The organism is uncultured Nostoc sp., from assembly GCF_937863485.1.
Lineage (GTDB): Bacteria > Cyanobacteriota > Cyanobacteriia > Cyanobacteriales > Nostocaceae > Nostoc.
This window is the reverse complement of sequence record NZ_CALMFY010000186.1, coordinates 1-15173: the sequence shown is the minus strand read 5'-3', so window position 1 is coordinate 15173 and position 15173 is coordinate 1. Positions and strand designations below refer to the sequence as shown.

The 15173-nt window shown below is 37.0% G+C and carries 9 protein-coding genes; 3 read left to right on the top strand and 6 right to left on the bottom strand.

Annotated elements, in window-relative coordinates; genetic code table 11:
* Positions 1-157: 157 nt before the first annotated feature.
* Complete coding sequence (locus tag Q0541_RS24900; RefSeq protein WP_298917006.1) at positions 158-5500, top strand: ATP-binding sensor histidine kinase; 5343 nt, start codon at positions 158-160, stop codon at positions 5498-5500.
* Between the two features lie 136 nt (positions 5501-5636).
* Here the strand turns inward: Q0541_RS24900 and Q0541_RS24895 are convergent, their stop codons facing one another.
* Positions 5637-6614, bottom strand: coding sequence for a threo-3-hydroxy-L-aspartate ammonia-lyase (locus Q0541_RS24895; RefSeq protein ID WP_298917003.1), 978 nt, complete (start codon positions 6612-6614; stop codon positions 5637-5639).
* Between the two features lie 208 nt (positions 6615-6822).
* Between Q0541_RS24895 and Q0541_RS24890 the strand changes: the two genes are divergently transcribed.
* Both Q0541_RS24890 and Q0541_RS24885 read left to right on the top strand, forming a co-directional pair.
* Positions 6823-7635: an SDR family oxidoreductase gene (locus tag Q0541_RS24890; protein ID WP_298917000.1), complete on the top strand. Its 813-nt coding sequence runs from the start codon at positions 6823-6825 to the stop codon at positions 7633-7635.
* An 833-nt stretch (positions 7636-8468) separates the two neighbouring features.
* Positions 8469-8669, top strand: coding sequence for a heavy-metal-associated domain-containing protein (locus tag Q0541_RS24885; RefSeq protein ID WP_298916998.1), 201 nt, complete (start codon positions 8469-8471; stop codon positions 8667-8669).
* Positions 8670-9010: 341 nt separating this feature from the next.
* Here the strand turns inward: Q0541_RS24885 and Q0541_RS24880 are convergent, their stop codons facing one another.
* The 5 genes from Q0541_RS24880 to Q0541_RS24860 all read right to left on the bottom strand — a co-directional run.
* Positions 9011-9970, bottom strand: a complete 960-nt coding sequence (locus tag Q0541_RS24880) for a general stress protein (RefSeq protein WP_298916996.1) — start codon at positions 9968-9970, stop codon at positions 9011-9013.
* Between the two features lie 283 nt (positions 9971-10253).
* Positions 10254-11456, bottom strand: coding sequence for an AAA family ATPase (locus Q0541_RS24875; RefSeq protein ID WP_298916993.1), 1203 nt, complete (start codon positions 11454-11456; stop codon positions 10254-10256).
* 660 nt (positions 11457-12116) lie between these two features.
* Positions 12117-13280, bottom strand: coding sequence for a bifunctional glutamate N-acetyltransferase/amino-acid acetyltransferase ArgJ (gene argJ / locus Q0541_RS24870; RefSeq protein ID WP_298916990.1), 1164 nt, complete (start codon positions 13278-13280; stop codon positions 12117-12119).
* Between the two features lie 324 nt (positions 13281-13604).
* Complete coding sequence (locus Q0541_RS24865; RefSeq protein ID WP_298916987.1) at positions 13605-13973, bottom strand: sensor histidine kinase KdpD; 369 nt, start codon at positions 13971-13973, stop codon at positions 13605-13607.
* Between the two features lie 733 nt (positions 13974-14706).
* Positions 14707-15173: hypothetical protein (locus Q0541_RS24860; protein ID WP_298916984.1), on the bottom strand; the 467-nt coding region annotated here is incomplete at its 5' end.

Here is a 15173-nt window from a genome sequence, read left to right as displayed (position 1 = left end):
ATTTAGCATTATATAGGTTCAAAAAACCTATATTATTTGGTGGTTCTATATATTTTTAAAGTTTATTGTTTACCGACTTTAAAATATATTTGTTATATAAATAATAGAATCATCATTTCCCCAATTTTAAAAATTACTTTAATTATTAATATAACAAATGATTACATTATCTAATTACCAAATTATAGAATTAATTTATGAAGGAACCAAAACTACTGTTTATCGAGCCAGTAGAAATAAAGATAATAAACTAGTAGTTATTAAACTTTTAAAAACAGAATATCCTGAGCTAAAAGATATAGCGGCATTCAAACATGAATATGAACTGCTCAAAAATTTAGATATCCCAGGAGTTATTAAAGCTCATAGCCTAGAAAAATACAACAATGGTTTTGCCATTGTGTTAGAAAATTTTGATGGTACTTCCCTCTCAAAAATTATCCAGGCAGAAAAAATAGAGTTACTTGATTTTCTCAATATAGGCATTCAAATTACCCAAGCTTTAGGTGAATTACACCAAAATTATATTATTCATAAAGATATTAAACCACAGAATATTATTGTTAATTTAGAAACTCATCAAGTTAAAATTATTGATTTTTCTATCTCATCACTACTTTTTCAAGAAAAACCCAAACTCAGTAATCCTGATTTGCTTGAAGGAACTCTAGCCTATATGTCTCCACAGCAAACAGGAAGAATGAACCGAACAGTTGATTACCGTACAGACTTTTATTCGTTGGGTGTAACTTTTTATGAAATGCTCACAGGTCAGTTACCGTTTCAAGTAATTGATCCAATGGAGTTAGTTCATTGTCATATTGCCAAACAACCTACAACAGTAGATCAGTTAATCCCACAAATCCCTCAAGTAATTTCTGCAATTATTATGAAATTACTCAGCAAAACTGCTGAGGAAAGATATCAAAGTGCTTTTGGGATTAAAGCTGATTTAGAAAACTGTCTCAATCAGTTAGAGCAAACTAATTCTATAATCGCATTTTTCATTGGTCAGCAGGATCAGTCTAGCCAACTACAAATTCCCGAAAAGTTGTATGGACGAGAAGTAGAAATAGATATCTTAATGACTGCTTTTGAAAAAATTAATCAAGGAAATAAAGAATTAATATTAGTTGCGGGTTATTCGGGGATTGGTAAATCAGCATTAGTAAATGAAATCCATAAACCTGTTATTAAAAATAGAGGCTATTTTATTGCTGGTAAATTTGAGCAATTTCAGCGCAATATTCCTTATGTTTCCCTGATTCAAGCATTTCAAGAGTTAATGCAGCAATTACTGACAGAAAGTGAAGTACAACTAGCAACTTGGAAAGTAAAACTTTTAGAAGCTCTAGTTCCAAATGCTCAAATTATTATTGATGTTATTCCTGAACTAGAACTGATTATTGGTAAACAACCAGAAGTACCACAACTAGCTTCAGCAGAAGCACAAAATCGCTTTAACTTGGTTTTTCAAAAGTTTATCAATTTGTTTGCTCAAAAAGACCATCCATTAGTTGTATTTCTAGATGATTTACAATGGGCAGATTTAGCTTCATTAAAATTAATTCAGTTATTAGCTACAGATACTGACATTCAATATTTATTGATAATCGGAGCTTTTCGAGATAATGAAGTTAATATTAGTCATCCTTTAATGTTAGTTTTGCAGGAAATTGAAAAAAATAGTAGCTCTGTCAAGATTATTCATTGTCAAAATCTAAAAGTTGCTGATGTTTCTCAATTAGTTAGCGACACACTAAAATCTAGTTTAAATAACTCTAAAGAATTAGCAAAATTAATTTTCAATAAAACAGCTGGTAATCCGTTTTTTGTCAATCAATTAATCAAATTTATTCATCAAGAAAATCTACTTTATTTTAACTTTGTTACTAGTCAATGGCAATGGGATATTCAGGACATTGAGATACTAGAAATTACTGATAATGTTGTTGAATTAATGATAGCTAAAATTCAAAAACTCAAAAATACTACACAAAATGTTTTAAAAATAGCTGCCTGTATTGGCAATAGATTTAATTTAAATATACTCTCTTGTGTTAACGAAAAATCTAATACTGACACAGCATTAGATATTTGGGAAGCACTACAAGCTGGTTTAGTTATACCTTTAAGTGATAGCTATAAACTACCACAGCTATTAGATAATGTTGAGATTTTTGTAATTGATTATAAGTTTCTTCATGATCGTGTGCAACAAGCAGCTTATGCGTTGATACCTGATGAGCAGAAAAAGGAGATTCACTTAAATATTGGTAGGCTGCTATTAAAGAATATTGACGAAAGTTTACTTGAACAAAAAATATTTGATATTGTTAACCAATTAAATATCGGAAGTGAACTAATTTCTTCTCCAAAAGAAAGATATAAACTAGCTGAGTTAAATCTTATTTCTGGACGTAAAGCTAAGGATTCTGCTGCTTACGAATCTGCTGTAAAGTTTCTTAGAAAAGGTCTAAGTTTACTTGCAGTTGATTGTTGGCAAAATTATTATGGATTAACTCTTGACCTTCATGTAGAAACCGTAGAAGCAGAATATTTAAATACAAATTTTGAGCAGGCTGAAACATTATTTATCAGTGTTACAAGTAACAGTAAAACTATTCTTGACGCTGTTAAAGTATATGAGAAAAAGATTCAGTTTTATGTGGCTCAAAATCGAATGCGAGAAGCATTAGATTTAGATTTGCAGGTGCTAGAAATACTGGGAGTTTCATTGTCTCAAACTCCACCAACAGAGCTAACAATTGAAGAATTAGTCAATCTGCCAGAAATGACTGATGCTCATAAGCTAGCTGCGATGAGGATACTAATGACAGCCATGCCTCCGGCTTATTTAGCAGATCCTGCACTTTTACCACTGATTGCTTTTACGATGGTTCATTTATGTGTGCAGTATGGCAATTCATCTTTTGCAGCTTATGCCTATGGTTTTTATGGGCTAATTTTATGTGGGCCTCTTAAAGATATTGAATCAGGATATCGATTTGGTAAATTATCTTTGCAGATTTTAGATCAATTCAACGCTAGAGAAATTAAATCTAAAGTGTATGGATTATTTAATATTTTTGTTAGACATTGGAAAGAACATATTCAAGCAACTATAGAACCTTTACAAGATGGTGTTCAAAGTGGTTTAGATACAGGGGATATTGAGTATGTGGGTTACAATGGCTTATTAGTTTGTTGGCATCCTTTTTGGGCTGGAGAAAATTTAGATATTCTGGAAAAAAGACTAAAACAATATATTAATTTAGCACACAAAATACAGCAAGAGCATTTTACTGTTTGTTTGCTTATCTTAAAACAGATGGTAATTGAACTAGTTCAAGGACAGGAAAATAAATCTTACTTAGAAGGTAAGAGTTTTAATGAATCAGTAATGCAGAGAATGGCAGGAAATATTACAGCCATCTTTTATGCTTATCTTGCCAAAAGTATTTTAAGTTATTTTTTTAAAGATTATGGTCAGTCTGTTAAAAATGCTCAATTAGCACAACAGTATGAAGTTGCAGCTAGTGGGACTGCTTATCTACCTCAATATAAGTTTTATTATTCTCTAGCATTGTTGGCTCTGTGTTTAAATACTACTTTCCAAACAGATATAAGAACTGTTATGGAGAAAGTGGAAGAAAATCAAAAACAATTAAAAGAATGGGCGGCTCACGCACCTGTAAATAATCAGCACAAATATGAACTAGTAGAAGCAGAAAAAGCACGATTTTTAGGACAAGTATTAGTAGCGATGGAACACTATGATTGTGCAATTAAAGGCGCTCATAATTCTGGATATATTCATGAAGAGGCGTTAGCTTATGAATGTGCAGCAGAATTTTATCTTAGTCTAGGAAGAAATGAATTTGCTTCCTTATACATGACAAAGGCACATTATGGTTATCGTCGTTGGGGAGCAGGTGCTAAATTTAAGGATTTGGAATTAAAATACCCAGAATTAATTGCTAAAATTTCCACTCATTCTGAAGTAGGGTTTACCAGTAATACTATTACTATTTCCACTATCAATGAAAAGTCAAGTGGACTAGATTTGCTCACAGTTATTAAAGCATCACAAGCTTTATCAGAAGTAATTCTACTGGAAAACTTGTTAGAAAAATTAATGAACATTGTGATTGAGAATGCTGGCGCTCAGACTGGTATTTTACTTTTAGATAAAGGAGGAAAATTATTTATTGAAGCTCAAGCAAGTTTAGTTAAAGGTGATTTAATTGTTGGTCAATCTATACCATTAAAAAATTATAATCAATTACCTATATCTGTAATTAATTATGTCACAAGAACCCAAAAAAATGTGGTTTTGTCTAATGCCAGTAATGAAGGAAGCTTTACGATAGATCCGTATATTATTGACTATCAAATTAAATCACTAATGTGTACTTCTATTATTAATCAAGGCAAATTAATTGGTTTACTTTATTTAGAAAATAATTTAACAGTGGGAGCATTTACTCAGGATAGAATACGAATATTAAAGATCCTGTTTTCACAAGCAGCTATTTCTTTAGAGAATGCCCGACTCTACGCTAACTTAGAAGATAAGATAGAGGAAAGAACTAGGGAATTAAATGAAAAAAATGTACGATTAAAACAAACACTGCACGAATTAAAACTAACTCAAACCCAGCTTATTCAGACAGAAAAAATGTCCAGTCTTGGGCAAATGATTGCTGGTATTGCTCATGAAATTAATAACCCTGTAAGTTTTATTCATGGCAACCTAAATTATATTGAAGATTACACACAAAACTTACTTAACTTAATTAATATTTATCAAAAACTCTATCTTGATGTTGTACCAGAAATTGAAGAGTTTTTAGAGAAGAATGATATTGATTTTATTAAAGAAGATATGCCTAAAACTTTATCTTCTATGAGAATTGGCACGCAACGCATTGAGGAAATTGTGCTGACATTGCGTAATTTCTCTCGGTTAGATGAGGCTGACATGAAACCTGTTAACATTCATGAGGGAATTGAGAGTACCTTATTAATTTTGCAAAGCCGTCTCCAAGTCAAATCAGGTAAACCTGCAATTGAGATTATCAAAAATTACGGTGATTTGCCAAAAATTGAATGTTATCCTGGGCAACTAAATCAGGTATTTATGAATATTATGAATAATGCAATTGATGCTTTGGAAAAGTTAAATAAGGAAAGAAAAGCAGAGGAAAATAAGAGTAATTCTAGCGCGATCGCAATTCGTACCCAAATAGTCAATGCTGATTTAGTCGTCATTTCCATTAAGGATAATGGGGTAGGTATGAGTGATCGTGTCAGACAAAAAATATTTGATCCTTTTTTCACTACTAAACCTGTAGGACAAGGTACTGGTTTAGGATTATCAATCACTTATCAAATCGTAGTAGACAAACATCACGGTACAATAGAGTGCATTTCTGCGCCTGGACAGGGCGCAGAGTTTATCATTCAAATTCCCTGTTGGCAAAAGCGGGTAATCTAGCATAAGATGTGTCAACCAAAAATCTATCCACAGATTAATATTTCCAGGTTATGACCATTTGGATCGTAAAAATAGAAACCACGCTCTGTTTTCTGGGTTAACAGACACTTGATAAATTGAGCAGTGCATACTCGGTTCAATACAATCCTACAGAAAACAATTTACCAACTTGCGACAAATCTACATTTCCACCGCTGATGATCACACCAATCCTCGCCTCTGGTGCTGTTACCACACCTTCGAGTAAGGCTGCGGCTGCGAGTACTCCGGTGGGTTCAACTACAATTTTCAGACGTTCCCACAAGAAAAACATGGTGCGAAGAATCGCTTCTTCAGATACCGTCACCATATCATCGACGTAATGCAGCACTAAGGGGAAAGTAATTTGACCAAGGCTAGGAGTCCGCGCACCATCAGCGATGGTATCAGGATTATTGACAGTTTGCAGCGTTTTGGTGTGAAAAGAGCGGGTAGCATCGTCGGCAAGTGCTGGTTCTACCCCGATTACTTTACAATTGGGTAAAAGTGCTTTGGCTGCGATCGCACAACCGGAAAGTAATCCGCCACCGCCACAACAAACTAATACTAAGTCCAATTGACCAACTTCTTGGATCAGTTCTAAAGCAGTTGTCCCCTGTCCGGCGACTACATGGGGATGATCGTAAGGGGGAATGAGTGTCAAAGAGCGCTCCTGTGCTAGATTTTGGGCTAATTCTTCCCGGTTTGTTTCTTGGCGATTGTACAAAATTACCTCTGCACCATAGCCACGAGTAGCAGTTTGCTTAACAGCGGGAGCATCATCAGGCATGACAATGGTGGTGGGAATATTTAGTAATTGTCCAGCTAAGGCGATCGCTTGGGCATGATTTCCCGATGAATAGGTGAGAACGCCTGTTTGTTTTTGTGCTACCGATAGTTGGGCTAGAGCATTGTACGCCCCTCTAAATTTAAATGCTCCGGTGCGTTGAAAGTTTTCGCACTTAAAGAACACTTGACTATTGGTGCGATCGTTAACAATTCTAGAAGTCAGCACAGGTGTGCGGTGGGCAATCCCCAAAATCCGCTCTTGTGCTGCTTGCACGTCAGTTATAGCAACGGAATTATGCTGTGGCATTGATGACCATATGAAATATTCTTGCTCTTGTTTATATGGATACAGATTTTTATATTTGCGCTTAATATGCTGGATTGAAACATACTCATTTCAGGTGGATAGCATCATTCTTTGTGACCATAAAAATAGCTACAGCAAATATTATATATTGCTGTAGCTACTTTTATAAAAGTTAAATTCATTAACTCAAATTAGTCATTTTTGTAACATGAATCAAACATCTGAAAGTCGGCGAAAAAAAACTGCTCTAATTACAGGAGCGGCTAGTGGGATCGGCTATCAATTAACCCAGATTTTTGCTCGTCATAGTTATAATCTGGTGTTAGTGGATAATAATGAAGAAAAACTTAACGAAATTATAGATGAGTTTCCGCAAAAATTTGGTATTTTTGTGAAAATTTTTGCTAAGGATTTATCTATGCCAACATCCCCAGAAGAAATTTTCACCGAACTACAGCAAGCATCCATCAAAATTGATGTGCTGATTAACAATGCTGGCTTTAGTACTTATGGAGCATTTAACGAAACAGACCTCACCGTTGAACTGAAAATGCTACAGCTAAATATAGGGAGTCTGACTCATTTAACTAAGTTATTCCTCAAGGATATGATCGAGCAAAACTATGGAAAAATATTAAACGTGGCCTCATCCGCTGCTTTTCAACCAGGGCCTTTAATGGCAGTTTATTTCGCTACTAAAGCCTATGTCTTATCATTTTCAGAAGCGATCGCTAATGAATTAGAGGGCACAGGTGTCAGCGTGACTGTTCTGTGTCCAGGGCCACCAGCATCGGAATTTCAACAAATAGCTGGAATGGAAGATTCAAAGATTGCTCGTATTAAGAGAATGATGGAGACGGAAACTGTTGCTAGGATTGGTTATCGGGGCTTAATGACAAACAAAACTGTTGTCGTTCCTGGGATGAGAAATAAGATATTGACTGAGAGCGTCAGATTTACACCCAGAAATTTAGTAACAAAGGTCGTGAGAAGTTTGCAGGAACTCAAAAAAAATAGGTAGCCCAATATCCTATACTATTTTCGGCGTTGCAGGGGAGGCAGTGCGTTGCGCGGGTTAAGAGCGTTGTAGCAACTGCCGTGAGGCAGGGGAGAATTTTGGAAGTTGCTAAATCATCTCACTTTCTTTGCAACCGCCTTATTTTCAACTAAATCGCGGCAGTCCCCTTCCTCAACGCAACGAAGCAGAATAAGGAAGTGGACAACACCATCCACTGAAAACCATAGGGGTCAGCCCCTTCCCTACGGGACGCTACGCAAACGGGGAAGTCAAAAGTCAAAAGTCAAAAGTCAAAAGTCAAAAGTCAAAAGTCAACCGTTCAACACTCCTGCCACAACTGCATCACTGAAGGTTTTTGTTATCAAGCCCACAGTAGATATATGCCATAAGATAGCTGCTTTTTGGATATATATATGCTCAGAACGTTAGGCAGGAGTACCTGGTGCATAAAAATAAGTTAAAAACTATAGATAAAACGTTTTGTGACTTACGTATAAACGTTTGTATGTTCAGGTAGTGCTGTCTGAATAACTATGTAGAACAGGAACGCCTATAGAAGAATCTGCAATCTCTAGTGGAGTCTTCAGAACAAACTAAAAAAGCGGGTTTTTAGAAGTTAGTAGTACTAAGTGGATTTTCATAAATTACTTTATAGATTTTGGCATTTATTTCATTTCATGCCTACAAATTCTTTCAATAACTATTTAAGTATAGCTATTATTTATTACTATCTTTTGGATGCCTAATTTCCTCACTATAGTAAGATTTACATTCCCGATCTTAACTGTTATTATATTTATGCAATAGAAATTCTATCTGACGTAATGAGGTAAGTAATGGCGATTAAATTGAAAGTTCCGGATATCAAAGGTGATGAGTGCGCCAAGAAAATAACTAAATCTATTTTGACTATGGAATCTGATGCCAAAGTAGATGTGGACGTTAATGCAAAAACTGTAACTGTAGACGCTGCGGCTTCTGAAGAGACAATTAAACAGATAGTTCAATCTGCTGGTTATACAATAGAAGGCTATTAATTACATTTCTAAATTTCTGAGAAGATTTAGATCAAGTAATTTAGCCAGCACTATTGCTTATACCAATTCTTTGTGAAACCCCACAAAATCAGGCTTGGTAAGACAAGGGGCTTAAGCCCCTTGTTCTATGCAACCTCATAGATAATTGGTATTAGTCATATATTCGCCCGGTTTCCGGGTGGAATATTATTAATTACTCTACTTCGGACAGGCTTGAAATACTTGGCTTTCTGCCTAAGTTATAAGCTGTAACAGATACAGCTAAAGACAGTAAGATTTTGAAAGTATAGCTGTATATTTGTTTGCTCTGACAAAACTGTTAAATTTTCCAGTACTCCTTTTCAAGAACGAATTAACATGGGGTCATAAATTTGACATTCCTGAACCCCATAATTGCTCAGAATCAAGCTAACCTGCTCAAGCTCATTGTCTGTACCACTAACGATGAGTATGTAATTGCCTTGAGCAATTTGCTCGTTGTAAAAGCGTGCCCACTCATCTCCTATTCCTAGCCTGATAGCGTCAAAGCGCTCACTTAAATTAACATCTATTGACCCAATCAATTGAGAAAAGTCTTTGCTAATTAAGGAAATCTGGTTTGCTGGAAAACCTGCGACATACATATCATTAATTGCCGCTTCAGCATTATCTATATTATCAAAGTAACTAATAGCATACTTAGTCAAAATCCCACTTTTATTAGGAATAGTAGTAGCAGTTGTCGTGGTTAAATAATTTGTAGGTAATTGCTCATTGTTGAAATGCTCGTAAATGCCAAACTCTTCAATACCCCAACGTTGTAGAATTGCTTCTACTGTAGCAATTTCCAAAGATGTACAATCCACGATTATTAAATAATGTCCATACTCTACTCGCTGGTTATATGCTCTTGCTTGTTCTTCCGATATTCCCCAACCAACTAATGCACCAGCAAAAGTTCCAGTAGCAGCACCAATACTTGCACCAACAAGGGTTGTAACCAAAGCAGTTGCGGCTGCCCCAGCCAGCATTATTGGCCCAACTCCAGGGATTGCTAAAGTACCAAGACCTACTAATAAACCAGTTAACCCACCAACAGCGCCCCCTGAAAGCCCTCCTACTGTTGCACCTTCGTCAGTTTTATCACCAGTGCGCTCTTTAATTTGATCATCGGCAATCTCATGATTGCGGTCTACATTCTGTACAACGACAGATACTTTTTCCATCGCCAAGCCAGAATCTCTCAACTCATGTAGTGCCTGTTCTGCATCTCGACGATGAGTAAATACGCCTACAGCACGTTGATATTGACTTAAAACCATTATTACTCCTTGATAACAGGGGAAAATTAATTCCGCACAAATCTAGTTTTTCATTACCTGTAATCTTAAATCAATACCTTTGACACAAACTGCTAAAACATCAGGATAATCAGACAGTCGAAAAAATTGCAAAAGCATTGGGTTAGGGACTTCCAAATAAAAAAATGTCCCAAAACTGACGCAAAAACCCTCTCAATTTCTCCTCTCTCTGTGTCGCGCCAGTTGCTTCTCCTAAGCGACAAGTCTCTTAACCCGCCCTGTAGTTCAACAATAACAGCCTTCTTTAAACAAATAGTTGCGTAAACTCATATATTAAATCCACCCTGCCCTTACGTAACATGGCTGGATCTAATCTTTCAGTAGTGTTACAAGTCATCAAAACAACTAACCGTTGCTGCATCTGAATACCAGACTCATCAATTACACTCTGATACAAAGTGCCATCCAGTAAACTCAGAATGTGTTCGGTTTTGTTATTGTATTGCGCTACCTCGGAAGCACGATTTTGCGCTAGATTATCGGCTTCGTTAATAACGATACAAATACGCTCTATGTAAGTCGGTGGGACAAAGTTAGCGATCGCATCATGATCTAAAATAAAAATTACATATCCTAAAGGTACAAGAATTTCTTTTGCTACTGCCTGTGTCCAGACTGTTTTACCTGTACCTGGTTGCCCATGTATAACAACCGCTAACTGATTTTGATTAAGAATCGCCTGCTGTACAGAATCAGTAAAGTTTTGGATATCTGCGGGAAATGTCCGAATGGGAAATTGACTATGAACTTTGCCTACACGACTTTGATATCCACTCAGCATAACTGCTAGGTCGTAAGTCGCTTTGTTAATTAGTGGCGCCAGATTTTTCGCCATTAAAGTATATTGTCGTCTTCCGCGATCGTAGGGGTCAATTTGCAACCAAACGTCATCCTTCGACCAGTAAGCATAAACAGTATTGATAACGTCTAAGCGTTCCCAGTTCACAAATTTATCTATAGGAAAATAAAAATCTCTTTCTGAATAATACTGAGTAATAATGTCAGGATTACCCAATACATGTAAAACTCGCAGTACAGTAATTTCTTGCAGTCGGTTAAGAACATAATCAATGGGAATGCTACTACGACTGACAAATTGAACGATGGGCGTTTCCGTACTCAAAACATCTTTGTAGCGATGATCTGGTGATTGAGGATCTGGCGTAATGTAATTCCAAAACTTTTCAACTTCGTAGCGGGTATTATCAGATACAATATTTAATAAATTAGCCCACCAAGCATAATTATTTCGTCCCAAAATATCAGCAACATTACTCGCTAAATTCAAACTTTTTTGAGTTAATTCGCGGGAGTCACTGTACAATAGTTGCCACAAAAACTCCCAGTTTAATTCTCGGTTAAACGGTCGCCAACCGCTAGCAAGCAAGCTTTGCCGGGTATTATTTGTAGGAGTGCCTTCATTGCTTCTAAAATAGTCAAAATCCATATTTGTCAGTTATGCAGCGTTGATTGAGTTATTTTGGGTGAAGTATGAGATTTTGAAAAAGTTTTTTCGTAATATCAACTAATTGCGTACAAATGGTAATTTTATTTCCACCGTGCTGTACTGGGTAGGAAGTCTTTTTAATCTAACTCATTCTTTTTGTATTATATTATAATACATTAAATACTACCTGCGTCAAGTTTTTTAACAAAGCAATTGGTAAGTGGGGGTTTACTTTTAGCTATTGATGTACTTATGCCATTTATGCATCTCTAGATCAGGACTAATATTATGGCAGTAAAATTACTTATACTATAAAGCACATAGTCTCATTTTTACCTGACGCTAAAGTTCTTTTTACGTGAATTCGACGGCTTATATAGTATCCATCTAATTAGCTTAATTAAAAGACCTCTAAGAGATTTTACTACGTAAAACCGTCCCTCTCCGAGTCCCAGAGACACAGATTTGAACTTTAGTTCAAGGCAGGGAGAGGTTAGTCGAATTCACGTTAAACTTTGGCTAGGGAGGGTATAGAGAAAAATCTGGCAGATAATCTACATGGAATCATGTAGCCGTTCTTGAACCCAATCAAATACCCTTAGTAGGTTAAGCTGATAATACATTGATTATCCTCTCACGAGAGTAATAAAATATCGTTAATCAAGTCGAGTATTTACCATTAATTTCTATATAACCCTCTGAAAGATCGCAACCCCATACAGTTGCAGAAGCTTCGCCAATATTGAGGCTAACATGAATATCTACTTTATCTTTGGACATAATTTGCCGCAACTGTTCCAGATTTTCATTAGTTAAGCTATTAGGATAAACTTTCACGTTATCAAAACTGATAATAACTCGTTCTGGATTTATCTGCTGTTCATTTTCACATTTGCCTATAGCCATAGCAACTCGTCCCCAATTTGGATCTGCTCCATAGACGGCAGTTTTTACTAATGGTGAATTTACAATTGCTTTAGCTACTGTTTTAGCTTGTGCATAGTTAATCGCTGAATCTACAGTCACCTGAATAATTTTGGTAGCACCTTCTGCATCTTGGGCAATTTTCAGCACCAATTCTTGTGCAACTTCTTGCAATGCGCTGGCAAAATCTGGTTCTGAAACTTCACCGGCTATTCCATTAGCTAAAATCACCGCAGAGTCACTAGTAGAAGTGTCAGTGTCTACACTCAGACAGTTAAAGGTTTTATCTATAGTAGAGCGAAAAATAGAACGAAGGCTATTTGCAGAAATTGCAGCATCAGTAAAAAAGAAAGTTAGGAGGGTAGCCATATTAGGCTCAATCATGCCGACACCTTTGGCAATTCCTACGAGCTTGGCATTTCCTATTTGCCGTGTAGCTAATTTCGCTACTGTATCGGTGGTCATAATACCACGGGCTGCGGCATGAAAGTCAGCAGCAGTCAATTTTTTCCCCAATCCTAATAAACCTGCTCGGATTTTTTCAATCGGGTAACGTCTGCCAATTACACCTGTAGAAGCTATCACAATATTATGTTCAGCAATTCCAGTTTCAGTTGCAACCAATTGCAAAACCTCTTGGGCGTCAGCGATCCCAACAGAACCATTAGCTACATTTGCATTCTTAGATATAACGACAATTCCTTGTGCTTGTGAATCTTTTAAGTTATCGCGGCTAATAGTAACACTTGGGCCAGCGAAAAGACTTTGAGTGAAGACTCCATCAGCAACACAAGGAACTGATGATTTAATAAATACAAAATCATCAGTTGTATCTCTGATTCCCAAATTACTAATAAATGCACTAAAACCCTGAGGTGTGGAAGATATAGTTAATGACATTTTTCTGAATTTAATAATTTGCTTTAATTATCTCATTTTTGGGTAACCATAAGAAGTGACAATAATTTATAACTATGAAGTTTTTGGTAATTTGTTTTATAATTAAAGTCAGCATTTATTAGGTTTATACCGATTACCTGTGAGGTTGCACAGAACCAGTTGCTCAAGCTCCAAGTCTTACCAAATCTGATTTTATGCAGCCTCTTAGAGAATTGGTATTAAATTGCTATTATAAACTTATAAATCAGTTAATGTGAAGATGAATATCATCCATCCATTGCCGCTTTATACTAAAATGTTTCCTTCCAGTTGTTCGGCTAATTTCTATACTATAGATAAACCTAATCTCGAACCCCCTTGATTCCAGATGTCTGCAATGGGGAGGCGAGAAAATTTCTCAAAGATTCGTGGTAACTCTGTTATTGAAATATCTGCTGAATTACTGGTAGTAATAATAGTTTTTACGGACGCTTCCGAGGAATTGTGACGGACAGTTAGGACAATTTTATTACCCACAGATGTGTATTTACAGGCATTATTGAGCAATTCTACTAAGATTTGTTTCAAGCTAATGCCATCTGAGAACAGCGACAGGAGATTTGAAGGGAGATTTATCTGTAGAGTTTGCTGATGTTCTTGAAGACGGATTTTAAACGGCTGAATAACCCAAGATAACCAGTGTTGTAAGAGCAACGCATCAGGTGTAATAATTGGATAAGATGAGCTTTCCAGCCATTGTAAGTCTAATAGATACGTTTAGATCGTTAATTAATCCTAGCTCGCGATCGCACTCGGCTTCCATCACCTGTAGATAGCGTTAAAAATATTCCTGAAGTCTAAGGTAAGACACACCTGAAGTATGAAGTTATAAGTTCTCAAGTGAAATATCATTGTAGAGTCTTGTAAAACACAGTCTCAACCACTGGCAGTATCCGGCTGCTTAAAATTCCTAGCTTATTTCTATCCAACTAACTAGAAGCTAATGTCGATAAAGTTATAATTTTTGTTGAGGTGAAAATTCTATTTAACTTGGCGATCGCTTGTACTTCTTAAGTAGGTGAGTGTGAATAATTAAAGGTTTGTATAGCAATCCTATCTGAGTTTGTTGTGAACAAGCAAGTTAAGTCATGGGTTCACAATCATAAATTAGTAATTACCGATTATGAATTAGTTTGATTATAAGGAATTGGTAAGTTGTTGTGTGAGCTTTAAATGCTTTCAATTTTCCCCAAATAAACTAGGTGAAAGACTTCTGAATGTGTCTTGTGAAAATTTACCTAATTTAGCAGTGGATTGAGTAGACTAATATCGGTTTTGAAAATCAATCACAGAAATCTAGAAAAAAGGAACCATAACCATGAAGCCTATTAATTTCTCTAAAGCTGTTTTGGCTACTGTCTTTGCCATCAGTTTCGCTACTTTGTCTTTACCTCCTTCTGTTTCTGCCCAAGGCGGAGGCGGCGGAGGCTCCGGTGGAGGCTCCGGTAGTGGAAGCTCCGGTGGTGGAGGCTCCAGCAGTGGAAGCTCCGGTAGTGGAGGCTCCAGCAGTGGAAGCTCCGGCAGTGGAGGCTCCAGCAGTGGAAGCTCCGGTAGCACAGGCTCTGGCAGCACAGCCCCCGGTAGCACAGGCTCCGGTAGCACAGCCCCCGGAAGCACAGGCTCTGGCAGCACAGCCCCCGGTAGCACAGGCTCCGGTAGTACAGCCCCCGGCAGTACAGCCCCCGGCAGCGCAGTCCCCGGCAGTACAGCCACCGGCAGCACAGGCTCCGGCAGCACAGGCTCCGCCAGTACAGGCTCCGGCAGCGCAGTCCCCGGCAGCACAGGCTCCGGCAGTACAGGCTCCGGTCGCACAGGCTCCGGCAGCGCAGTCCCCGGCAGTGGAACCTCCAGTGG

Bases quoted from the DNA above. Each gene is read 5' to 3' on its own strand.
- Q0541_RS24880 (WP_298916996.1), bottom strand. From the start codon at position 9,970: ATGGTTTTAAGTCAATATCAACGTGCTGTAGGCGTATTTACTCATCGT.
- Q0541_RS24885 (WP_298916998.1), top strand. From the start codon at position 8,469: ATGGCGATTAAATTGAAAGTTCCGGATATCAAAGGTGATGAGTGCGCC.
- Q0541_RS24900 (WP_298917006.1), top strand. From the start codon at position 158: ATGATTACATTATCTAATTACCAAATTATAGAATTAATTTATGAAGGA.
- Q0541_RS24875 (WP_298916993.1), bottom strand. From the start codon at position 11,456: ATGGATTTTGACTATTTTAGAAGCAATGAAGGCACTCCTACAAATAAT.
- Q0541_RS24890 (WP_298917000.1), top strand. From the start codon at position 6,823: ATGAATCAAACATCTGAAAGTCGGCGAAAAAAAACTGCTCTAATTACA.
- argJ (WP_298916990.1), bottom strand. From the start codon at position 13,280: ATGTCATTAACTATATCTTCCACACCTCAGGGTTTTAGTGCATTTATT.
- Q0541_RS24895 (WP_298917003.1), bottom strand. From the start codon at position 6,614: ATGCCACAGCATAATTCCGTTGCTATAACTGACGTGCAAGCAGCACAA.